Annotated in this window: 17 protein-coding genes; 9 read left to right on the top strand and 8 right to left on the bottom strand. The window is 44.9% G+C overall.

Annotated elements, in window-relative coordinates; translation table 11 throughout:
- Nucleotides 1-36: 36 nt before the first annotated feature.
- Nucleotides 37-1332, bottom strand: a complete 1296-nt coding sequence (locus AACT19_RS02245) for a sigma-54-dependent transcriptional regulator (RefSeq protein ID WP_076644964.1) — start codon at nucleotides 1330-1332, stop codon at nucleotides 37-39.
- Nucleotides 1333-1430: 98 nt separating this feature from the next.
- Nucleotides 1431-3353, bottom strand: a complete 1923-nt coding sequence (locus tag AACT19_RS02240) for a sensor histidine kinase (protein ID WP_076645091.1) — start codon at nucleotides 3351-3353, stop codon at nucleotides 1431-1433.
- A gap of 166 nt (nucleotides 3354-3519) precedes the next feature.
- Between AACT19_RS02240 and pdxH the strand changes: the two genes are divergently transcribed.
- Nucleotides 3520-4155, top strand: coding sequence for a pyridoxamine 5'-phosphate oxidase (pdxH, locus tag AACT19_RS02235; RefSeq protein ID WP_004732548.1), 636 nt, complete (start codon nucleotides 3520-3522; stop codon nucleotides 4153-4155).
- Nucleotides 4156-4288: 133 nt separating this feature from the next.
- On the opposite strand, the gene AACT19_RS02230 is transcribed toward pdxH, so the two are convergent.
- The 3 genes from AACT19_RS02230 to AACT19_RS02220 all read right to left on the bottom strand — a co-directional run bounded on the left by AACT19_RS02230 (nucleotide 4289) and on the right by AACT19_RS02220 (nucleotide 8623).
- Nucleotides 4289-5074, bottom strand: coding sequence for a helix-turn-helix transcriptional regulator (locus tag AACT19_RS02230; RefSeq protein WP_017078417.1), 786 nt, complete (start codon nucleotides 5072-5074; stop codon nucleotides 4289-4291).
- A gap of 376 nt (nucleotides 5075-5450) precedes the next feature.
- Nucleotides 5451-7280, bottom strand: coding sequence for a formylglycine-generating enzyme family protein (locus AACT19_RS02225; protein ID WP_076644963.1), 1830 nt, complete (start codon nucleotides 7278-7280; stop codon nucleotides 5451-5453).
- A 239-nt stretch (nucleotides 7281-7519) separates the two neighbouring features.
- Entirely contained in the window at nucleotides 7520-8623 is a 1104-nt protein-coding gene (locus AACT19_RS02220; RefSeq protein WP_029222554.1) for a PEGA domain-containing protein, read from the bottom strand.
- Between the two features lie 482 nt (nucleotides 8624-9105).
- Here AACT19_RS02220 and AACT19_RS02215 point away from each other — a divergent pair, with 482 nt between their 5' ends.
- From AACT19_RS02215 to AACT19_RS02190, 6 genes are all read left to right on the top strand, one after another.
- Complete coding sequence (locus AACT19_RS02215; RefSeq protein ID WP_017075637.1) at nucleotides 9106-9930, top strand: AraC family transcriptional regulator; 825 nt, start codon at nucleotides 9106-9108, stop codon at nucleotides 9928-9930.
- A gap of 181 nt (nucleotides 9931-10111) precedes the next feature.
- Complete coding sequence (putA, locus tag AACT19_RS02210; RefSeq protein WP_076644962.1) at nucleotides 10112-13249, top strand: bifunctional proline dehydrogenase/L-glutamate gamma-semialdehyde dehydrogenase PutA; 3138 nt, start codon at nucleotides 10112-10114, stop codon at nucleotides 13247-13249.
- An 11-nt stretch (nucleotides 13250-13260) separates the two neighbouring features.
- Complete coding sequence (locus tag AACT19_RS02205) at nucleotides 13261-13965, top strand: 1-pyrroline-5-carboxylate dehydrogenase (RefSeq protein ID WP_017091972.1); 705 nt, start codon at nucleotides 13261-13263, stop codon at nucleotides 13963-13965.
- Between the two features lie 186 nt (nucleotides 13966-14151).
- A complete protein-coding gene (gene putP / locus AACT19_RS02200) occupies nucleotides 14152-15642 on the top strand; it encodes a sodium/proline symporter PutP (protein ID WP_026012326.1) in 1491 nt (496 codons plus the stop codon).
- Between the two features lie 294 nt (nucleotides 15643-15936).
- Nucleotides 15937-16827 carry a helix-turn-helix domain-containing protein gene (locus tag AACT19_RS02195; RefSeq protein ID WP_083717863.1) on the top strand — a complete coding sequence of 297 codons (891 nt, stop codon included), beginning with the start codon at nucleotides 15937-15939 and terminating at the stop codon, nucleotides 16825-16827.
- 122 nt (nucleotides 16828-16949) lie between these two features.
- Entirely contained in the window at nucleotides 16950-17804 is an 855-nt protein-coding gene (locus AACT19_RS02190; protein WP_017095828.1) for a nuclear transport factor 2 family protein, read from the top strand.
- 615 nt (nucleotides 17805-18419) lie between these two features.
- On the opposite strand, the gene AACT19_RS02180 is transcribed toward AACT19_RS02190, so the two are convergent.
- Complete coding sequence (locus tag AACT19_RS02180) at nucleotides 18420-18590, bottom strand: hypothetical protein (protein WP_165689833.1); 171 nt, start codon at nucleotides 18588-18590, stop codon at nucleotides 18420-18422.
- A 279-nt stretch (nucleotides 18591-18869) separates the two neighbouring features.
- On the opposite strand from AACT19_RS02180, the gene AACT19_RS02175 reads away from it, so the two are divergent.
- Nucleotides 18870-19358: an Lrp/AsnC family transcriptional regulator gene (locus AACT19_RS02175; RefSeq protein ID WP_004732526.1), complete on the top strand. Its 489-nt coding sequence runs from the start codon at nucleotides 18870-18872 to the stop codon at nucleotides 19356-19358.
- A gap of 135 nt (nucleotides 19359-19493) precedes the next feature.
- Here AACT19_RS02175 and AACT19_RS02170 read toward each other — a convergent pair whose 3' ends face one another.
- A complete protein-coding gene (locus AACT19_RS02170) occupies nucleotides 19494-20198 on the bottom strand; it encodes a DUF445 family protein (RefSeq protein WP_076644960.1) in 705 nt (234 codons plus the stop codon).
- A gap of 297 nt (nucleotides 20199-20495) precedes the next feature.
- The gene (locus tag AACT19_RS02165) at nucleotides 20496-22346 is read right to left on the bottom strand and encodes an ABC transporter ATP-binding protein (protein WP_076644959.1); all 1851 of its coding nucleotides are present in this window, start codon (nucleotides 22344-22346) and stop codon (nucleotides 20496-20498) included.
- A gap of 678 nt (nucleotides 22347-23024) precedes the next feature.
- On the opposite strand from AACT19_RS02165, the gene AACT19_RS02160 reads away from it, so the two are divergent.
- Nucleotides 23025-23999 (top strand): arginine deiminase-related protein, encoded by a 975-nt coding sequence (locus AACT19_RS02160; protein ID WP_004732521.1) that lies wholly within the window; start codon nucleotides 23025-23027, stop codon nucleotides 23997-23999.
- The last annotated feature ends 24 nt before the right edge of the window (nucleotides 24000-24023 follow it).

The following is a 24023-nucleotide window of genomic DNA, read 5'->3' as shown; positions in this document are numbered from 1 at the left end:
TCCTTTAAATCTTTGAATTTATATATTTTTTAAGACTTATCGGTTCTTGAAATCTGTTTTATCCAATTGGTGCTTTCTCAGCTTGTCATACAGTGTCTTTCGTGACACTTGCAGCTCTTGTTGCACTTCTTTTAAACGTCCTTGATGGCGATGTAGTGCCTCAATTAAGATAATTTGTTCAAAGCTATCAGTGCGTTGGTTCAACGACTGTTGCTGCTCCTCAATGCTCACGTCACGCTCATGCGCGTCACTTTGCTCACCAGTATCACCGTCGAGCGACGGCTGCTTAATTTGAGTCAGCACTCTGAGTTCGGCATGTTGGCGAAGCTGACGAATGTTTTCCGTCCAATGAGTCGCAATGAGTCGTTGAATCTCTTTTTCTGTAATGACGGGTGGAGGCAGTTGATATCGACTTGCCGCACCACGCGCAAAATGCTTAAACAAGGAGCCAATATCTTCGGTTCGTTGCGCCAAGGTTAGCAAATCAAATCGGCGGAACTCACCTACAATTGTAGTTGGAACTATTGTGGTTGCGATAATGATACAAGTTGCATTGGTCTTGCATGAGTTTTCACGAAGTAGAGTGGGTTTTAGAGCCGCTAACCAGCGCCATTGTTGTGAAGTTAATGCTTCTGTTTCATGGATATAAAGTGTTCCGCCCTGATGTTTGCTGAATAATTGCACAATAAACTGATCAAACGTAGCTTGGTCATTGCGTGGTAAATTGAACGCAGCGACAGGGCAAAGTTCTGCGGATTGATGGCTGTGTAGATCGTGCGTGTACTGCGCCGTGACCCTTTTACCTGTCCCTAGATCGCCGACAAACAGTAGAAGAGGGTGAGTTTTGGTATCTAAGGTGATCAGTTCTCGGCGTAATGCCTGCATGGATGGCGATTGACCAATCAGTTTTGGTCCCACCTGATTCTGCATCGCCAACTCTTTACGCAATAAGTTGTTCTCTTCAACCAGTGCGAGTTTATCTGCGGCTTTTTTTACCGCGGTGAGTAGGGCATCGACCACAAATGGCTTTTCCAGAAAATCGTAAGCGCCGGCTTTCATTGCCGACACCGCTGTTTGCACGTCACCATGCCCAGTAAGGACGATGATCTGAAAATGAGGATTTTGGCTCAGCAACTTTTGTGTCAATTGAATGCCATCCATCACTGGCATGTGAATATCGGTGATGACAATTCCAGCTTGCGCGGTATCTATTTTCTTTAATGCCTCAATAGCATTAGGAAAGCAGACGATATCGATGCCTTCAATGAGCATGGCTTGTTCTACGGAGTCTCGGATTGCGGGTTCATCGTCGACAAAATAGAGTTTAGGCATAGAGTGCAAAAGTCGAGTCCTTAACAGTATGTGATTTGCTGTATGTCAGATTAGCAGTATGTAACATTCGTTTTCTAATCAACAATAACAACCGCACGTCAGCCCTTATCGTTATATAACGGGATGTTTAGCGAGAATACCATGCCTGAAGGCTCTAATCGGTTCGCGCTGATCGTGCCGTGATACGCCTCAATAATCCGTTTCGATATTGAGAGTCCTAGCCCTAAGCCTTCCGGTTTAGTGGTAAAGAACGGGTCGAACAACTTTTCTAATTTGTCGTCCTGCATGCCAATTCCGTTATCCCAAATGATCACCTGACAAGAGTCATGATGCAGTTGCCATTCGATGCCTATCTGTGGGCTAGCCTGTTGGTCTACGTTTTCCAGGTTTTGTTGCTCCTGCAAGACTTTCTGTTCAAGAACTTGCTGTTGAAGCGCTTGAGTCGCGTTGTGAATCAGGTTAACCAGCACTTGTTCGAGCTCGGTTGGGTGAATCGCAATGTTAATGTCGTCTGGCACTGTGCTTAACCTTAGCGTGATGCCTTGTTTGATCATTAGCGCACTAAGAATACTGGTCGCGTTGTTGATCGATTGATGCAGGTTTGCGACGTGATGTTCTTGCTTGGTGACCTTACGAGTGAAGACTTTAAGACGCGCGATGATGTCGGTAATTGAGGTATTCAAAGCAATCATCTTATCGAGATTGCTTTTGACCAAATCAGTCCGTTCCATTTCAAGCAGCTTTAAGCTGTTCTCACTGTATGTTCGCAGCGCTGCAAGTGGTTGGTTGATTTCGTGGTTAATGCTGGCTGACAGCTCACCGAGTACCGCTAATTTTGCGGTTTGTGTCAGCTCTTGTTCTGTCTGTTTCAACTTCGACTGCGACTCTTGGTATTGAAAAAGGGTTTGTTGCAGCTGTTGATTGGATTGCTTCAAGTAGTGAGTGCGTTTATCAACGGTTTGCTCTAGGTTTTGGTTGAGTCGGGTCAACGCCACTTTCGCGAGATAAGTCTGGCGCCACGACCAAGCGATGAGCACCACTAAGCTGTAAATCACCACGAAGATGACATCGATCTGCAAAACTTTTATAAGCTCAGCTCTGGTCTCTTTTAGGGCGACGACTTGGTACTGGTTGTTGCTGACCGTTGCAGGGTAAAGATTAAAAGCACCAAGCTTGAATAGCTGGTTAGCGGTGAGCTCTTTTCGGATTTCATTGGATTGCAGGTTCTTAGATTGATTGGCGTTGCTAGCTTCTGACTGAGAGCTTGAAGAACGAAAGGCTTCGATGATCGAAATTTCGCTTTGACCGTATTGGCGTTGAAGTGCGATATCCCTTTGTTGTTGCTGAGTTAATGGTAACAATGAATGGTAAAGCCATGGAGCTTGGCTTGATAGAAAGACTACTTGGTTAGAGTCGAGTACCACGATCTCAAAGTCGTCGCTGGTTAGGATGTTTTCGAGGTTCTCTAAACTCACCTTTACGGTGATAACACCAACAATGTAATTCTCAACATACAGTGGTGAAGATAAAAAATAACCGCGTACATTCGAGCGAGCGCCTAGCGCGACATATTGTGTATTGTTGCCTTGAATGGCTGAAGCAAAGTAGGGACGAAACGAGAAGTTCTCGCCTACAAAAGTGCGAGGCTTTTGGTAATTACTGGAAGCGACGACAGTACCGCTCGGGTCATGAATATAGATGGTGTCAGCTTGGCTTTGGTTTGACCATTCAAACAGTAATTGATTGAGCTGCGCAGCGGAAATCTTGTCTGTTTGTGGTGATGAGTCAAAATAAGAGAGCAGACGCGGGTCATGGCTGAGTAAATCCGGGATCTGTTTGAACTTATCCAGTTCAGAATCGATTTGTAGATTGGCTTTATTGGCCGCTTCATTGAGTTGCTGAGTGACGATTTTTTCTTGGAATTGTACTGCCATAAAGTGGGTTGCAGTCAGCCCTGCAGCTCCCAATAATAATGAGAATAAAACAAAGGGCGTCATTAAGTTAGGCAGTATCTTGGTCACTTGGATCTCAGCGTGTAATCGGTTTGTATAAAGATTATCAATATGATTGATTGAGTACCGAGATCTTGTTAACACCGAACACCTTCTGTGAGACAAAACCATGGCTTAGACTTGTGTTTCAAAGGATTACAGCGCAAAATCACAAAAAATTGAAAGGAGCAACCAAATGGAACTGACAGATATTCGTCGTGAATACGCTAAGGGTGGATTGAGACGTAAAGACTTGGCCGCAGACCCTATTGAGCAATTCAATCTATGGTTAGAGCAAGCCATCGAAGCTAAGATGACTGACCCTACTGCCATGACAGTTGCCACGGTTGATGAAAATGGTCAGCCATTCCAACGAATTGTTTTGCTAAAGAATGTTGATAAAGACGGTTTCGTTTTTTACACCAACTTAGGCAGCCGTAAAGCGCACCAACTTGAGCACAACAGTAAGATAAGCCTGCATTTCCCTTGGCATCCTCTAGAACGACAAGTTCATATTACTGGCACCGCTGAAAAGCTGACAGCAATGGAAAACATGAAGTACTTCTCGTCACGTCCAAAAGAGAGCCAATTGGCCGCGATTGCAAGTAAGCAGAGTAGCCGTATCTCAGCTCGTGGCATTTTAGAAGGCAAGTATCTAGAGCTTAAACAGAAGTTTGCTAAAGGAGAGATTCCGGTGCCTTCTTTCTGGGGTGGCTTCCGAGTTCGCGTGGATAGCATTGAGTTTTGGCAGGGTGGTGAACACCGCTTGCATGACCGTTTCTTGTTCTCACGCCAAGACAACAGCTGGGATATTGATCGCCTAGCGCCTTAGGCTTACGGATCTTAAGTGGTCTACACCGAATAGAACATACAAAAATACCGCTGACTTAGTGATTAGAAACATCAAGCAGCGGTATTTTTTTATCTGTGCATTCCCAGATTCATCGACGAGTTGGTCATTCAACTCATTTATCACTGTGCAGCACAACGGAGATCTGTTTATTGAGCAGAGTTTCTGGGATCACGGAGCCTAAGCCCGAGTCCAGTGCATACTCAATTAATTGACTTTTGCTGCGCGCATCGAACTTCTGTTTCAATCTCGCGACATGACCTTCGACCGTTTTGATTGAAATGTCTAACGTAGACGCAATGTATTGAGGCTTCTTGCCGAAAAGCAGTAAGAACAACACCTCTGATTCTCGCGAAGTCAGCCGCTTTTGCAGCTTAGACACGCGCGGCTCTGATCCCGCAAGTGATGCTTGATTACCTTTCGCTCCTGTTGCCTGACAAACCCAGTGGCCGACTTCTAAGATCGCAGTATCGGTGAGCTCTTGCCCATAGAAGATAGTGCCTTGGACATTGTCGTTATCATCAAGCCAAGGGGTTTTGGTAAAGATATGGGCGTGCCAGCGTCCGTCTGGATAGGGGTGAATATCGAGGATTTTAAGGGTACTGCGTGTATCCATCACATGTTTGTCTTGAGCTCTGAAATCTTGCGCGCACTCAATGGTTTGACTGGGCATGTCGAAGTCGGTCAAACCAGTACAAGTCTCATCGGGTTTTAAGCCAATCAGTTTGTTGTAGGCAAGGTTTGCGTACACGAAGACCGAATCAGTATCTTTGCAGCCCCAGCAACCTGGAAGTTGTTCAAATAAAGAACGATGTATGGAGTTGAATGGATCTGGCAAGGTTTTATCTCGTAAGCAGAGGTATAGCAATAATATCAGTTTCTTATAGCGCTGCAATGGCAATTAGAGTTTGTACTCTGCTCGAAAAATAGGGGGGTGAATGACAGTTAAACAGATTGTTGACTAACTGCTTCAATCACGGGGAATAGGTGGGCAGAAAGGGTGATAAACAGGCAAAAAAAAGCCAGCCTGAAGAGGGGCTGGCTAAAGACAAGATATGCCTTGTCGACATGTAGAAGATTTTCAGCTTAATTTACGAGGGTCAGGTAAATTAAACTGAGGCATCAATTTGATACCCAGAGTGACTTACTACTCTATCGACGAATCTACTCCTAGGAATGCTTATGCATAAGGGGGGAATTCCCCTATAAATGCTGCTCAATGTGATAATTGAGAACTTAGAGTAAATATTTGAGATGCTGAGTCAGTGATTGAAAGCCTACAGCTCTCGCACGACTCGGAATCCTAGATAGTTCGCTGCCGTTGAAGGCGGTACGTACAGTTCGTTAAACACTTTTGCCTCTTCTGGAGAGAAGCTCCACGCGCCACCTTTCGCTAAACCTTTCTGAATGGTTGTCCATTCCCATACGTTACCCACCATGTCGTAGAAGCCTGTTGGTGTTGGCAGGAATGATTTAACTGGAGATGTGCTAACGTTTGACCAAGGCGTACCAGCCCAGCCAGTGTTGGCCTTACCTGAGCGGAACTCGTTACCCCACCAGAAGTTGGTGTCTTGACCTGCTCTTGCTGCAGCTTCCCACTCTTGTGGTGTAGGTAAACGGTAAGTGAAACCGGTGTTTTGAGATAACCAACGAGTATACGCTTTTGCATCATTTTGGCTGACACATACAACGGGTGAGTTATCTGCTTGTTTAAAACCAGGGCTCTGCCAATCATTGTCTGAAACGGTTGTGATCTCTGCATTGACGAACGTATCGCAGGTGTTCATTAGTTCTGCGTCTGTTTGGTAGCCAGTGCTGTCAACAAATGTTCTAAAGTCTTGAACGCGGGTAGGTGTTGCGGCTAATGCAAACGGCTGTTTGATCGTCACTTGTTGTGCGTTGTTTTCACCGAGTAGGTAGCGACCTGAGCCGACAACAATCATTTCAGGGCTTTGAATGTTGTTTCCCATCGGGTCTGCAAACTTGGTACCGACATTCAATGAGTTCTGCTTGGCCTGTAATACAGCTCGTAGGTTGTGATCGCGGGCTATCTTCAGCTCTTGGTGGAAAGAAAGGTAACCCTCTTTCTCAATCGTGACCATGTGCTGGCCTGTTGGTAACATCACTTCAACGGGTGTGCTGCCATAGTTCACGCCGTTGATAGAAACCTTGTCGTTGTATTGATTTGAACGAACCACCAAGTTAACCCAAGCGACTTCTTTTTGCTGGTCGTTGGCTTGTTGCTCGCTTTGAGTGAAACAGTTTGATGACTGAATACCAAGCAAACGACAAGGTGTGTTCTTATCTGGACGAGTTTCTAGGTTCGCCGCAATCACCGCTCGGTAACGGTTATCTTCAGAGAAGCCCGAGGATTTCACTTTGTGTTGCAGAACGTGAATATTCAATGAAGCAGACGCAAGGTGCTCTTTCACTGTTTTCGATTCGGTCGCGTTGTCTACCAGGCTGTGCTGGAATTGTTTTACCGCTTTTTGAAGTGCCAAGGTTACCGTTTGGTCTGAACATTGCGCCAGTGTCATATCGCTGCTGCAACGGTTCGTAAAGCTAACGGTTTGCTCTTCCGTCTGAGTGATCTCGTTTCTGAGTCTCTCAGCTCTTGCTCTTAGCTTATTTTGGTTCAGATTAGCGATTGAAGCTTCTGCCGCTGCTTTCTCGGCTTGGATAGCCTCAAGCTCCATCATCAAGCCTTGCTGCTTCTGCTCTGAATCTGAAATCGCAAGCTTGCCTTCTTTTACTGTTTTCCAAGCGTCTTGGAAGCGGTTTTGAGCTGGCGAGATATCGAAATCGGGCTCATCAATCATGCGCGTGTAATCTTGCTCTAGGCTGGCTTTCGCCTTTGCGAGTGTTAGCTCTGCTTGAGCCGATAACTTGGCTAGACGTGCCGTTTGCTGCGCTTGATTGTCGACTTCATTTTGTTTGTCAGCTAGTTTCTTCTCAACAGCCGTTAAGTCGGCATGCTTTTCGAAAAGTGAGCTTTCAATATCGCTGACAGAAGACGCGATCGCTGGTGGTGTCGCCTCAGCGAAAACAGCAGGAGTCATTAGGCAGGGAGCAAGTGCAAATAGTAGAGTGGGAAGACCTTGGCGCATGATGGGCTACTTCAATCGTAATTTAGGTTAATCGAATATTCTAAACGAAAACGCCATTTCGTCTGCAGCTACTGTTTATAACGATCAAACAAGGTTATAACGACCGTCAGTTTATAACGATCATACTGTCTATAACGATCATACAGATTATAACTACCAACAAAATGGCGAGTATTCATTCAGCTTTGTGAAATAGGCACGGCTATCTTAATTAGAGCGCTGAGCTATTCATACTGGACTTAGCTTTCCTTGCTAGGAAGAAGCTTAACCCAAATAGTGTCGCTACCGTTGATGGTAACTGCGCGGTTGTAAGACTCGTAACCTTGTTTTGAAATGGTTACTTGGTGACGACCACTTGGTAGCGCAACCTCAAGAGGGGTGCTGCCATACTTAATGCCGTTGATGGTCACTGAATCATTGTACTGATCAGAACGTACCGTCACGTTAGCCCATTGTTTGTCACTCTTCTTAACGACTGCTGCGTCACTGCCCGTTAAACAGTAGCGCGTTGAAACGTTCAATAAGTTACACGCTGCAACCGCTTCAGGTTTTGCTTGAAGCTGAGCCTGCATCTGCATGAAGTAAGAGTTGTTACCAGAAAAGCCACTCTTGATTGCTTGGCTGTCTTGAACATGGATGTTCAGTTGAACACCTTGCAAGTTCTGTTTTGCTAATGAACTTTCCGTGAGCTGCTCAAGTAATTGGCTCTTGAACGTTTTCACCGCTTTTTGATTGGTCAGGTGTTTACCTTGAGCAGTACATTCACCCAATGTCATCGTTGATGAACATGTGGTGGTGTAGCTGGTTTCAAGAACGGCACTTTCGCGAAGTTCTGATGCAATACGTTTAACGCGAGCTTCAACTTTCGACTCTCTCAAGTTTGCCAGCTCATTATTCAGGCGAGCTTGCTTTTGCTTGATTTGAGAAAGGTGAATTTCGCTCTCGTTCATCGCTTGTTCGTTATCTAGCTGAGACGATTGATTCTCTTTAACCGCAGCCCAAGCGTCTTGGTAACTTTTCTGGAAAGAGACCAAATCCGTTTCTGGATCTTCAAGCAAGCGACTGTACTGTTTGTCGAGTACAGACTTGGCTCTGTTACGTTTTGCCTTAAGTTCTTCACCTTCGCGTAACAACTTGCTGTTCTTATTTTGAAGTTGTTTTAGGTTTTCAGTCGCCGATACTTTGGTTGCTGAAATACGCTCAATATCTGAGTTTTTCTCTGTTAGCTTTGCATCGATAGCTGAAACGGGATCGACTTGATTCAGTTCTTCAGCGGATACCGATGCAGATACCCAAAGTGGGGATAGCGCGAGTAAAAGCGCTGAAATTCGAAAGTTAGTCATAGGTCCCTGCAACTTGTAGATTGAAAATTGGCTCGTTAATAAAGTGTCTACTTCCTAGTTGTGAGTCACTAGTTATTAGCAATTAACACAGTACCCGTCTTTATACCGTTTTATTGCTATCCAATCTACTCAAAAGCCAAGTTTCGGTACTTCGGATACACTTTTTGCAGGTTTATCGCCAATTATTTGAGCTATATAAGAAAATTTATTCATTATGTTGGAGCGACAAAGTATTTATTGGTGGCATGGTTTGCTTGTCGGTGTGATTGCTTGTGAAGCCCCTAAACTCACCGGAACGATTGGTTTTACAATGCCCGTAGTTTATACACTCTTGATCATCTTTCCGGAGGCATGATCAAGACGATCTCGATAATGATCTTTTGTTTAAGGCGAGGAAATGACTCTCATGATCATTTACAAATTCATCTTATGCAGATTTCAGAGTATTATTCTTACTATGTCGACCTGAGTATTTTGATGTTATGCCTAAACCGTTACCCTTTCCGAACTTTGACTTGTCCCCGCTAAGCCTTACTGGCCCTCGCCCTGCGGAGATCATTACTTTGCCTTCGCATATGGATTGTCACGATCACCATTATTCGCAGGTAGTCATTGGTTTAAAAGGTCAGGCGGAATTTGAAGTGAGCGGTAAAGGTAATCTTGTCGGTCCAGGGCAAGGCTGTGTAGTCACGGCTCGCTCTGATCATGCTTTCGGTGGAGTGGTTGGTCAGTCGGATATTCTCGTACTCAACATGCCTATGCCAACCGATGATGACCCTCTGATGCTAGAGAAGATTAACCAGCTAGAATCCTCGAACGTCTACTTCCAATTAGATGCGCAAATTCAAAAGCTTATCCATATGTTGGTGCAAGAGATGCAGGCCAGTCCTGATGATCTATTGTTGAGTCGAGCTTGTAATGACACGGTGATTGCGTTGATGCAAAGACACATCTCGGCATTTGAAACCTCGATTAAAGATTCGCGTTTCGATCTTGAGTCGTTGGATCGCTACATCGAACAACACTTGGCTAATAAGATCTCAGTCGCGCAGCTTGCAGGCAGTGTGTTCTTGGGCGAAAGCCAATTCCACATGCTATTTAAAGATCAAATGGGCATTACCCCTCACCAATATGTTTTAGGAAAGCGTATCGACCGCTCTCGACGCCTTATCGAACAAGGTAATTTAAGCCTTGGACAGGTTGCAGAACTTGCTGGTTTTTCCGGTCAATCCTCCTTTACTCACACCTTTTCTCGCCTTCAAGGCATGTCACCATCTCAATACAAAAAGCAAATTTCTGTTAAATAAAAAAACAAAACGGCATATTATATTAAAGTTTCATATGTGACCTTGTGTTTGTTTTGTTAATAAAGCGAGTTTTTAGCAAAAAACTCGGAGTTTTTGACAAGTAATCCTTATATACTCTAAATACACTGCAGCCATTGTAGAGATCCCGAACTCTTTTCGGGTGTGAGATTAAGGAAAACGCATGTTTACAGCTACTGATGTGTTAAAGCCAGAATTCAACGAGCAGTCGCTTGCTGATCTTTGGACGCTTATCTCACCATTATATATGGTGGATGAAACCCAATGGCTAGAGCAACTTCTGCCGCTAGCTACCCCTTCTGAGTCTGAAAAGCAGCAAATCACAGACAAAACGACATCATTGATCGAAGCTATCCGTGCGGATAAGACTTCTATCCAGATGATCGATGCACTGTTGCTTGAATACAGTCTAGATACTCAAGAGGGCATCTTGCTGATGTGTCTGGCGGAAGCCTTGATGCGTATTCCTGATTCAGCAACTGCTGATGCACTGATTCGTGACAAACTCAGCGTTGCGGATTGGAAATCTCACCTAAAGAATTCTGACTCAGTGTTTGTTAACGCATCCACTTGGGGCCTAATGCTAACAGGCAAGGTTGTTGGACTTTCATCTAACGAGCAGAGTGCGGGTCAAGCCGTTAATCGCTTAGTGAACAAGCTTTCTGAGCCGGTGATTCGTAAAGCGATGCACCAAGCAATGAAGGTGATGGGTCACCAATTCGTTCTTGGCCGCAGCATTGCTGAAGCGCAAAAGAACGGTAAGTCTATGCGTGACAAAGGTTTTACCTACTCATACGACATGCTAGGTGAAGCGGCACTGACTACTGCAGACGCAAACAAATACTTCAAAGATTACCTAATGGCGATTGAAGCCGTAGGTCGAGACACGTATGTCTCTTCAAAATCGAGTCCTGCTCCATCGGTTTCTATCAAGCTTTCTGCGCTTCACCCACGTTATGAAGTGGCGAACGAAGACCGCGTATTGACGGAACTTTGCGACACGCTAGAGCAGCTATTGCGCCGTGCAGTAGAGCTCGATGTTGCAATTACGATTGATGCGGAAGAAGCGGATCGCCTAGAGCTTTCTCTTAAATTATTCGAAAAACTGTACCGCACTGACCTTGTAAAAGGTTGGGGTAAATTTGGTCTGGTTATTCAAGCATACTCAAAGCGTGCACTACCGGTTCTGGTATGGCTAAACCGCCTAGCGAAAGAGCAGGGTGATTTAATCCCGCTTCGCCTAGTGAAGGGCGCGTACTGGGACAGCGAAATCAAATGGTCACAGCAGGCTGGTTTCACTGATTACCCAGTTTACACTCGTAAAGAAGCGACTGACGTAGCTTACCTTGCTTGTGCGCGTTACCTATTGAGCCCAAGTGTTCGCGGCAATATCTTCCCGCAGTTTGCGAGCCACAATGCTCATACGGTTTCAGCTATTGCTGTAATGACCGAGCATAAAGACTTTGAATTCCAACGCTTACACGGCATGGGTGATTCTCTGTACAACCATGCGATGGAAGCTTACCAACAGTCGGTACGTATCTACGCACCAGTTGGCAGCCATAAAGACTTACTGCCATACCTAGTACGTCGCTTACTAGAAAACGGCGCAAACAGCTCGTTTGTACACCGTCTAGTTGATGCGCGTTGCCCTGTGGCAGAGCTGACTCAACACCCTGTCGATATGCTTCTGGCGTTCGATACGCTGCACAACACTAAGATTCCATTGCCACCGGCGGTATTCCCAGAGCGTAAAAACTCTTACGGTGTGAACATCGATATTGAAAGTGAAGCGCATCAGTTTGAAGAGCAAGTAAAAGGCTTCTTAAACAACCAATGGACTGCGGGCCCTGTGATCAACGGTGAATCTCTTGCCGAAAGCATGATCAAGGCTGATCAGAACGTTGAGCAAGTGACTGCACCTTATGATCGTCGTATTAATGTGGGCCAGGTGGCTTTCGCTAACCTTGATCATGTTTCCGCAGCGATCACTGGCGCTGATGCTGCATTCGCTGATTGGAACTCAACTTCAGTTGAAACCAAAGCGGCGGCGCTTGATAAGTTGGCTGACCTGATGGAAGACAACCTTGCTGAGCTGGTGGCAATTTGTCATCAAGAAGCAGGTAAGACGATTCACGACAGCGTTGATGAAGTGCGTGAAGCGGTCGACTTCTGTCGTTACTACGCAAAACAAGCGGATAACCTACAAGGTTTCGAACTAAAAGGTTTTGATGGCCAAACACGAATCGCTTCACGACAAGGTCGTGGTGTGTTCGTTTGTATTAGCCCTTGGAACTTCCCTCTAGCCATCTTCCTTGGCCAAATTACAGCAGCTTTGGTTGCGGGTAACACGGTTGTGGCTAAGCCAGCCGAGCAAACAAGCTTGATTGCAGCTCGCGCAGTGGAACTGATGAATGAAGCGGGTTTCCCTGCTGGTACCATTCAGTTACTACCGGGTCGTGGCGCTGAGATCGGCAGTGCACTAACAAGCCATGATGCGATTGCGGGCGTTGCCTTTACGGGTTCTACGCCAACGGCACAGCGTATCAATGTGTCATTAGCTACTCGTAACGCTAAGCCAGTTCCGTTTATTGCGGAAACAGGTGGCCAAAATGCGATGATCGTCGACAGTACCGCACTGCCTGAACAGGTAGTTCGTGATGTTATTCGTTCTGCATTCGCTTCAGCAGGTCAACGTTGTTCTGCGCTGCGTGTGCTTTACATTCAAGAAGACATCGCAGACCGCGTGGTTGGATTGATTCACGGTGCAATGGACGAATTAAGTGTGGGTATCCCACATCTTCATAAAACGGATGTTGGCCCTGTTATCGACCAAAATGCGAAACAGAAGTTGTTGGCGCACTTAGAAAACATGACCAATACCCAGAAGAAGGTGGCTCAACTTTCTCTAGGTACGGATTGTGAACATGGTGATTTTGTTCCACCAAGTGCTTTTGAAATTGATGACATCAGCTGCTTGAAAGAAGAACAGTTTGGCCCTGTGCTGCACATTGTTCGCTTCAAAGCGAGTGAGTTGGCGCAAGTGGTCGATCAAATTAACCAAACGGGCTTTGGCCTAACCATGGGTATCCACAGCCGTAACGAGACAACTTACCGTTGGATCGAAAAACACGTTCGTGTGGGTAACTGCTACATCAACCGTGACCAAGTGGGCGCCGTTGTTGGTGTTCAACCATTTGGTGGTCAAGGCTTATCAGGTACTGGCCCTAAAGCGGGTGGTCCTCACTACCTATACCGTTTTACAGACGTTCATTTCTCTCAATCACAAGACAAGGCATAAGGAGCAGTATCATGGTTCATCAAGTGACAGGTTTTTCTGATGCTTTGCTAGCGTGGGAACAATGGAATCTTACCGACTTTGATTACAAGAGTGCTCAGGTACTTGCGCTGAAATCAGAGATCGAAAGTCAATCTGTGCCTTTGGCTGCAGTGGCAACTTATCATCTAGAGCAAGCGTCTGCGCTGCTTTCTGAGCATCACCTAATGGCAGGTCCTACGGGCGAAACCAATGAGTTGTATGCCGCAGGCCGCGGTGTGGCTTTGGTGATTGTTGATGATTGCGAAGAGAAAGTGCCCGCACTGCAAACTGCAACAGCGATGATTACTGCAGCACTATTGGCAGGTAACAGCGTTCAATTGTGCAGTGATGACGTGCAGTTCAACACCTTAATTGCAGATGCCGCGAAACAAGCGAATCTACCAACCAACCTGGTGCAGGTTGCCTCGTACGACGCTGCTCAACAGCTGTTGTCTTGCGATGTGCGAAGCGCGGGTTACGTAGGTAATTCACAAACGGCACAAGCTATCAATTTACAGCTTGCTAAGCGTGACGGTGCAATCGTCGGTTTAGTGGCTGAAACGGATCTGACCGCAATGAATGTTGCTAATGATCCACACCTATCGCTGCGCTTCATTACCGAGCGTACGCGAACTATAAATATAACAGCCGTGGGCGGTAACGCGACCTTGCTCGAACTTGGAAGCGAAGCTCACTAACCTTCAGTAAAATTGGCTCTAAAGACTTTTGGTTTTCTCCATTTTTGGATTTTCCCATTTTTGGTTTTCTCCCTGAGTGCTTTGGAGCCTCAATACCTAACTCAATGCACTTGCTTGCCTTTACGGTGAGTACCTTGCATTGAATTAGGCATGGAAGGCTTTCTACAAAATGAGGACTATCAAATGATAGAAAACAGTTTTGCAATAACGACGACGTTCATTGCGTATCTAATTATGATGCTAGCGATCGGTGTTATTGCTTACAAACGTACATCTAACTCAACTGACTACTTCCTAGGTGGTCGTTCGTTAGGTCCATGGCCTGCTGCACTTTCTGCTGGTGCATCAGACATGAGTGGTTGGTTGCTACTTGGCCTGCCTGGTTACGCTTACGCTGCTGGCTTTGAAGCATTTTGGCTTGCTGGTGGCCTACTTGTTGGTACTTGGGCAAACTGGTTAATCAGTGCAAAACGTCTACGTACTTACAGCATTACGACTGAATCACTGACGCTGCCTGAGTTCCTATCTCGTCGCTTCAACGATAATTCTAAGCTGATCCAAACAATTTCTGCTTTCTTTATCCTTTTATTCTTCCTTTTCTACACAAGTTCAGGCTTGGTAGCAGGTGGTAAATTGTTTGAAACGGTATTCGGCCTAGATTACACAACAGCGGTAATCATCGGCACGGTATGTGTGGTTTCGTACACCCTGTTTGGTGGCTTCCTAGCGGTATCTTGGACTGACTTAGTCCAAGGCCTGCTAATGTCTGCTGCGCTATTGATTGTACCAATCGCAGCAATGAACGGTGGCCTTGGTCAGCTATCTAGCGACCTGCACAACATCAACCCTGAGCTTCTAACGCTATGGAATGATGCGAAAGGTGAGCCACTGTCTGCTATTGCGATCATCTCGCTAGCGGCATGGGGCTTGGGTTACTTCGGTCAACCACACATCTTGGCTCGTTTTAAAGCAACTCGTTCAAACAAAGATCTTGTGACAGCACGCCGCATTGCGGTTATCTGGACTGCATTGTCTATGGTTGGTGCAATGCTAGTCGGTCTTGTTGGCCTAATCTACGTGACTAACTCTGGCGCGCCTAAATTAGACGATGGCGAGAAGATCTTCATGCTTCTTGTTAACGCAATGTTCCACCCAGTCATCGCCGGTATCCTACTTGCTGCAATCCTAGCGGCAATCATGAGTACTGCTGATTCACAGCTTCTTGTTTCTTCATCTGCAATGGCAGAAGACTTGTACAAGCAAATTCTGAAGAAAGACGCAACGTCAGAAGAGATTGTTCGTGTTGGCCGTTTCGCGGTTATCCTAATTTCTCTGATTGCTCTTGTGCTAGCGATGACGCCGGACAGTTCAGTTCTTGGCCTTGTATCTTACGCATGGGCTGGTTTCGGTGCTGCGTTTGGTCCAGCTATCGTATTGAGCCTTTACTGGCCTCGTATGAACCGTAACGGCGCTCTAGCGGGTATCGTGGTTGGTGGTGTTACGATTGTTCTTTGGAAGCAGTTCACGGGCGGTTGGTTCGATGTGTACGAAATCGTACCGGGAATCATCCTATCGACGCTTTCTATCGTTATCGTGAGCCTAATTACTGGCGAGCCTGAAGACGAAGTTAAGAAGCAACACGCTGAGTTCGAGAAGAACCTAGTTGAGCTAGACTAATTTACATTGTAAAACATATGTGAATTAGCAAAGAACGTTAGCTAAAAAGCAATTGTAAAAAGAAATTGAAAAATAAAAATAATAGAGTCACTTCGGTGGCTCTATTTTTTTGACTATACCCCAATGCTTTGACCTTTCGACCTTTGTTGCATCTGGCAAGTTGAGTGCATTGAGTATGTTTACCTTGTTGGTGACGCTGGCTAAGTCATACTTCTAGGCTCGGAACATTTCAGTTCCCACTGGGATACATTACTCTTGCTAAGAGCTGTTGAGTAAATGAATAGGAAGGTAGTAGTGCCTCAAGTAATCCCGAATATTGGCTTTAACCATGAAAAAACGGCGCAAGCTGAGCTGGAGTTGGTGCCCTTGTCTCGGCTCTATTCAGAAAGCAATATTAATCACGACCCTCAACTGCCACATCGTGTCAGCTTCTTCCTGATTCTGTTTATCGAGCAAGGCTCAGGCACACACATGGTCGACTTTGAGGACTACCCTTTTAGCCAAGGGAGCGTGTTGTTCATTCAAAGAGAGCAGGTGCACGCCTTTGATTTTAGTAATAAGCCACAAGGCACTGCGGTTTTGTTTACTCAAGCGTTCTTAGACAGCGTTCACGCTAACATGAAGTTGCCGAACTACACGCCTACTCATTTGAACAAGGCACATTCGGCACTGTTGTCACTAGACGAATGCCACCAAGATCGAACGCAGAGCCTGTTACAGCAAATTACGATGGAACTGAATCAACCCGAATCTGATCCCTTGATCGCGATGTATCTGTTCTCGGCATTGGCGCTGATTCTTCATCGTCTTCGACCTGAAGTGAAGCAGGATGCCTTGAGCTTGCAGCAGAACATTAAGTTTGCCCGTTATTTTGAGCTTCTTCAAAACAACTACCTGCGCGTGCGTGATGCAAACTGGTACGCCAATCAAATTAACACCACCTACAAGACGTTGAACCAAGTGTGCAAAGTCGCAACGGGTTTAACTGCCAAGCAAATCATCGATTCTTTTACCGTTTTAGAAATGAAGCGTCAGCTGGTGGTAACCAATATTACGTCTCAAAAAATGGCGTCGGATTTTGGTTTTGAAGACGCCAGTAATTTCGTTAAGTACTTTAAAAATCATACTCAAATGACGCCGAGTGAGTTTCAAAAGAAATATTCCAAGCCTTCCCTCTCTGAATAGTGAATGGGTCGACATGAATCATCTAAGGTTCGATATCTACCATTTTTCTGCCTAAATCCACTCTGCCGTGAGCCTCTCTCGTTGATTAATATAGTTTCCAAGCCAACGAGAGGACTTTAAAAATGAAAACAATAACTAAATCTACATTACTAGCGGCAAGCGTATTTAGCGCTTCTACTTTCGCAACCACTGCGACTGCCCAAGAGCTGTCTATTCAAGAAAAAGCGGTAGCGGTTATTTCGAGCATTGAAACGGGCGACGCAAAAGCGGTGAGCTACATTAACCCTGAAAAGTACATTCAACATAACCTAGCCGTTGGCGATGGTTTAGCGGGCTTTGGTGAAGTGCTACAAATGCTGCCTGAAGGCTCTGCGAAAGCGCAAGTGACGCGCTCATTTCAAGATGGCGACTATGTTGTCGCTCATACCGAATATAACTTCTTTGGCCCGAAAGTCGGCTTTGATGTGTTCCGCTTTGAAGATGGACAGATAGTTGAGCATTGGGACAACCTGCAAGAAATTGCCAAGCCAAACGCAAGTGGACGAACTCAATTAGATGGCGCGACTAAAGTCGTAGATCTCGATCAAACGGACAAAAATAAGCAGTTGGTCAGTGGTTTCGTTAAAGACATCCTGATCGGCGGTGATATGGCGAAGATTAATAACTATATCGATAATGAAGACAGTGCTTACTTACAGCACAACCCAGGAGTAGCCGATGGTCTAAGCGGTTTGGGTGAAGCTTTGGGTGCGCTAGCAGAAGCGGGTATGCCAATGGTTTATACCGCCAACCATAAGATTTTAGGCCAAGGTAACTTTGTGTTGTCGATCAGTGAAGGCCAGTTCATGAATAATCACGTTGCTTTTTATGATCTATTCCGTGTTGATAACGGAAAAATCGTAGAGCACTGGGATACCATTGAAACCATTCCTGCTCGTTCAGAGTGGAAAAATGACAATGGTAAATTTGGCTTTTAAATTGTGAGCTAAATTTAACCAAACATGGTTTGCTTAAGCGGTACTTTCGCAGAGGAAGTGCCGTTTTTTATCGATCAATTTGATGACTAAGACGAGGGAAGTACTGTCGCTATGGGGTTTTACAATGTAAATCGAAACCGCATGAACGAGGGAGGATAAATGGAAGAAGAAGGATCTTGATGGCGTTTGATGTCAAAAAACGAAAGAGAAAAATGGCTATTTTTTGAACTTGGCGCTCACTTTTGTGATTAGCTCGGTGAATAGTGCAACCAAATTCGACATGATGTGTCAATTGTCAGTAACCACTAAAGACCTATAGGACAAAGGTATGCCTGATCTCTATTGCAAAGGATGTAAAAAAACAACACTACATAAGTCTATAATGAAACGTTGTGAATCTGAGCCCGAGACAACCTCTGGCCGTATGATGCAATGGACGTCAAAGCTATTTAGTGGAAACCTGTATTACGATATGGAAACTCAGCACTTCTGTCGAACGTGTAATTGTCGTTGTGAAACAGGAAGTACAGTTCCCCAAGTTGGAATGGCTTAACTTATAGTAAGTGCTTACCAACCTAGATAAAAAAACCTCCTTTATGGAGGTTTTTTTCGTTTCTATGCGGCTTTGAGTGCAAGTTTTGTGTCAATGGCGTTGCCATCAATCTTCACTTCCCATCCATAGTTCGAGTATTCACTTGCGAGTGCTTCAGCAACATCTTTTGATACCGTTACGTGTGTCCATGAGCCAATACCGTATGGTTTGTACGCGAGTCCTTGTGTCTTCATAATAGAGTTATCCTTTCTCTTTGATAATCCCATTATTCACTTTGGCCTATATCCTTTCTTTCGTTTCTGGCTCAACTTATTTGTTATCTGGGTCATTTCTATAATAATTTGTTAATAGTCAAAGATTGATTTATAAGGGGTCTTATCGTTCCATATTGATTTATATTTGATGTGAATGCTAAAGGCATATTTAGTTTTTTAAATGTGTGAGCGAGGTTTTCTTCGATTGTTCGTGGTATGGAATATACTGAGCGGAATTTAGAATGTTTAAGGAATGTTATGTCTCAGCATCAACTCGATCGTATCGATAAAGAGATACTAAGAATTCTGCATATGAAAGGGCGTTTGCCTGTTGTTGAGTTGGCAAAGCAGGTCAACCTAACGACGTCCCCTTGTTCTGATAGATTGAAGCGATTGGAGAAAGAAGGCTACATAACGGGCTACCATGCCGAGCTCTGTTCAGAAAAGCTGGGACTCGATGTCCAGGTCTTTATCCATATTCGTCTCGACCAGACCAGCTTCTCGATTTTCGATAAATTCGCCCAAGCGGTTGAAATGATGCCTGAGGTGGAAGAGTGTTATTCGCTGTCGGGTGATTTTGACACCATGATCAAGGTTCGAGTGAAAGACATGAAGGCGTACCAAGCGTTTATGGCAACCAAGCTGGGTACACTGCCGGGCGTGATTCAGACTCGCAGCGAAGTGGTGATTGAAGAGCATAAGAAGGGCTTTGGTGTGAACCCTGAGCTATTAGCAACCCTAAAATAGCGGCCTGCTTTCGCCTTACCAAGGTGATTTAGATATAAAAAATGGAAGCTCGTGAGCTTCCATTTTTTATTGAGTGCCCGAGAAAAGGTCAATCAGATTAAGTTAGAGCAGTTAGAGTGAGAACAGATAAACCGCTTACAGCGTAATGGCCGCAGAGATTAAGCCAATCACACCGCCAAACACACCGCCCCAAACCACTAGCCAACCAAGGTGCTTCTTGATCATGGCTTGAACCATCTCTTTAACCAGCTTTGGTGTCAGTTCATTCAAGCGCTGATCGATGATCGCTTCAATATTCTCTTTGATTTCATCCATCATAGCAGGCGATTCAAGTTCATCCTTGATGGCATTTTTTACAGAATCACTCTTGCTGATTTCAATCACAGACTCTAGCATCTTCTCCACGAATGGCGCTTTCATTGGCTCTAGTGCTTCAGTGCCGCCAACCATCGCTAACATGCCACCAAATTGTGAGTTCTCGATAACATGCACTAGTGAATCGAATGCAGGGTTGAAGTCGATCTTCTTAATCACGGGTTCTAGGTTGAGCGACTTACCGCTCATTTCGCTGCTTAGGAAGCGGTCGATATTACCTTCGGTAAAGAATTGTTCCATCATCAGTTGTTTAATGGCCGCCTTGAACTCTTCAAAACGAGCTGGAATAACGCCAGAACCGTATAAGCCGGGTACTTTTTCGAACAACATGTGAATCGCAAGCCAGTTGGTGATGGCACCAGAAAAGGCGAATAGGCCTGCATAAAGCAAGTATTGGTTTGCTGTCGCATAGCCGCCAGCAAGCAGTGCTAACGCGATTACGTTAGTTAAGACACTTTTGTTCATGGTTGATCTCTAGAAAGAATACTGCGCGCATTTTAAGAAAAAAACGCCAAGAAAAAAACAAAAGGATCGATGAAGTTTAGGGGGCAGACGAAAATAGATGAGAAAGGGGCAAAGAATAACAGGTATAAAAAAGGCTAGCCTCCCCCCGAAGTCTAGCCTTATTCCAGAACGCGCAAGCGAGGCGTCTTTGGTGTTAATGTCATTATATAATTACGACATAACATTCTGCCACGTGTAATTTACCATTAATTAACAAATTGGTGTGAATTACGCCGCACTTTTAAAGTAGCACATAAATTAAGCACTCGACGCTTGGTCAAGATTATCGGCAATGAAGCCTCCGGTCTGGTGATTCCACAATTGAGCATAGATGCCATTTTGTGTAATCAGTTCTTGGTGAGTGCCTTCTTCAACGATATTGCCTTGGTCGAGTACGATTAAGCGATCCATTGCTGCAATCGTCGATAAACGGTGTGCAATTGCAATTACAGTCTTGCCTTCCATGAGCTCAATCAAGCTCTCTTGAATTGCGGCTTCTACTTCTGAATCAAGTGCTGATGTTGCTTCATCCAGAACCAACAGCGGTGCATTCTTCAGAAGTACGCGTGAGATAGCAACACGTTGACGCTGACCACCCGAAAGCTTAACGCCTCTCTCACCAACTTGAGCATCGTAACCAATGTTACCAAACGGGTCGGTGAGCGTTTCAATGAACTCGTGCGCGTGCGCTTGTTGGGTTGCGGCATACACTTCTTCATCTGTCGCGTCAGGTCGACCGTAAAGGATGTTCTCTTTGATTGAACGATGAAGCAGTGAGGTGTCTTGAGTCACCATGCCAATGTTGCTGCGCAGTGAGTCTTGCGTGACATCTGAGATCACTTGGTCATCAATCAGGATGCGGCCATTTTCTACATCGTGGAAACGCAGTAGCAAGTTAACTAAGGTTGATTTACCTGCACCTGAACGGCCAACCAAGCCGACTTTTTCACCCGGTTTGATGTTGAGGTTTAGGTTGTTAATTACACCCTTATTCTCGCCGTAGTTAAAGCTCACGTTATCGAAGTTGATGCCACCTCGTGGTACATCCAAAGGCTTAGCGTCTTTTTTGTCTTCAATAGCGATGGGCTTAGACAGCGTTTTAATGCCATCAATCACGGTGCCTAGGTTTTCAAACAAGCCACCAATTTCCCACATGATCCATTTCGACATACCGTTAATACGCAAAGCCAAGCTGACCGCTATTGCAATTGCACCAACAGTGATTGCGTTGTCTAGCCATAAGTAGATAGAGATGCCGGCAATACTGAACACCAACAAGTAGTTAGCGAACTCAACGCAGATGTTGAAGCCGGTCACTAAGCGCATTTGGCGATGGACGGTATCTAAGAAGCCTTCCATGCCTTCTTCGGCGTATTCTGTTTCTCTTTTGCTGTGTGAGAACAGTTTGACCGTTGCGATGTTGGTGTAGCTATCCACAATACGACCCGTCATCAACGAGCGAGCATCGGCTTGCTCAGAAGACACATCTTTGAGTTTCGGTACGAAGTGCAGCTGAATGCTGACGTAAATGAACAACCAAACCAGCATCGGAGCCATCAAGCGCCAATCTGATTCTGCGAGTATGAATAACATTGCCGTAAAGTAGACCGTCACATAGACGAATACATCGACCATTTTTGTCACGGTTTCACGTACTGCGAGCGAGGTTTGCATCACCTTGGTAGCGACACGTCCGGCAAAGTCATCTTGATAGAACGACAAGCTTTGCTTCAAAAGGTAGCGGTGCGCTAACCAACGAATCGACATTGGGTAGTTGCCTAGCAAAGTTTGGTGAAGCAATAGCGAGTAGACGCTGATCAAGATTGGCATCACGACCAACAGTAGAACGCCGAGCCCCATCAGTGTTGATTTATTATCAGTAAGGAAGGTTTCGGGATTGCTTGTTGATAGCCAGTCAACCAGTTGTCCCATGTAACCGAATAGCGCGACTTCGATGATCGCGATGGTCATGCTCATCAACCCGAGCAAGATCAACGGCTTTTCGAAACCTCGAGTGTAATGGCGGCAGAATGCCAGTATTCCAGTAGGAGGTTGTATCGGCTCTCCCTTTGGAAAGGCTTCAGTAAAGCCTTCAAATTTCTTGTACATAGATTTCCCTTTATAAACTAGTGCATCTATAAGCGACTGCATCGTTGGTGCAGCTTTGTTTTTATAGTCTTGATTTGAAATTTTACCGTCTTAGTTTGAAATTATATAAGCGCCCATGGGTTCTTATAAGCATTGAGTCATCGATGGGTGTTGTTCTAGCTCTTATCTAAGTACTTGGTTTAAGCGCTTAGCTTTAATTACTTAGCTTTAATCACTTGGTTTTAATCACTTGGTTTTAACGTTAAATGCTTAGCTTTAACGTTAATGCTTAGTTTTAAAGTTAATTACTTGGTTTAAGTGACGAAGGAAAGATCCAAAGAGTGTCTTTCATGACGCTTATTTTAGATTGAATTAGACAGGAAAAGTTAAGCTTATTTCAAACGTAAGTGATGGTTATGCAACGATGATAATCCTAACGTTAAATGGATTGAATTGTAACCAAAACTCGTGGTGAGCGAGAAAATGAAATCGGAATATTTATCCATAAAGCGACTTAACGAATATGCATACAGTTGGTTCTTTCTGATGTGCTGTTATCTAGCAGTAAAAATTACCGATTAATCTAAGATCTGCAGTGATTGTTTGGGATAAATATTCAAATCATTATTATTTTCAGTGAATCTTGTCGTAACAAGTTGTTTACAATTCTGAGGTAAATAAAAGATAGGGACGGTTGAAATGTTAAACCTACACAAAAAATCACTTCATATTACTAATGTTCAAAACGCCAATTGCGTTGTTATGGTTCCGCCAAAAGAGTTTCGATTTAACGAAGAAACAGCACGTGATAACGAGTTTCAGCACAGAGTCAATCTGACTGAAGCTGAGGTGAAGCTAGAAACGATGGCCGAATTTAAGGCTATGGTGGCTTCGTTGCGTAAAGAAGGTGTGCAAGTTGTAGAGTTTGATTACCCAGAATTGGGTGTCGAAACCCCTGACGCAGTGTTCCCAAACAACTGGTTCAGTACTTGTAGTGATGGAAGTTTATTCACTTTCCCTATGGCCTGTGAAAACCGTCAGCATGAAGTTAAGCCTACTGCTCTTATTGAAGTGTTGGAAGCGTCTGGTCGCATTGTTAACCACAGTGAGTCTATGGAGTCGTACGTTGCTCAAGGTTCTTATCTAGAGAGCACCGGTGTGATGGTTATCGATCACATCAATAAGACGATCTATGCGGCGCTTTCTCAGCGTTGCGACCGTGAAGTATTAGAAGATTATGCGAAGCGTATTGGTTATTCTCGCGTGGTTTCGTTCCAAACGGCATTACCGTCTGGTCAGCCGATTTATCACACCAATGTGATGATGGCGATTGGTGATAACTTCTGCGTGATCTGTGATGAAGTGATTCCTGAGTTTGAACGCCGCTTTGTGGTGAAATCTCTTGCCAAAGACAAGCAAGTTATCTCGATCTCGATCGATCAGATGAACCGATTCTGCGGCAATATTCTGCAACTGGAGACGGTGAATGGCGATAAGGTGATTGCGATGTCTCAATCGGCTTACGATGCATTTTCTCCAGCTCAGTTAGCTCAGCTTTCGACACACGGAAAGCTGCTGCCATTTAACGTGAAAACGATCGAAGACATCGGTGGTGGTTCGGTGCGATGCATGTTGGGTGAGGTGTTTTTACCAACGCGAGTGAATCGTCTGTAACAAGTATAGAAAGTATAACAAGCA

It is taken from the genome of Vibrio sp. 10N.222.47.A9 (assembly GCF_963872585.1).
GTDB lineage: Bacteria > Pseudomonadota > Gammaproteobacteria > Enterobacterales > Vibrionaceae > Vibrio > Vibrio splendidus.
Note: the sequence above shows the minus strand (reverse complement) of the source record. Positions and strands in the feature narration are given on the sequence as shown.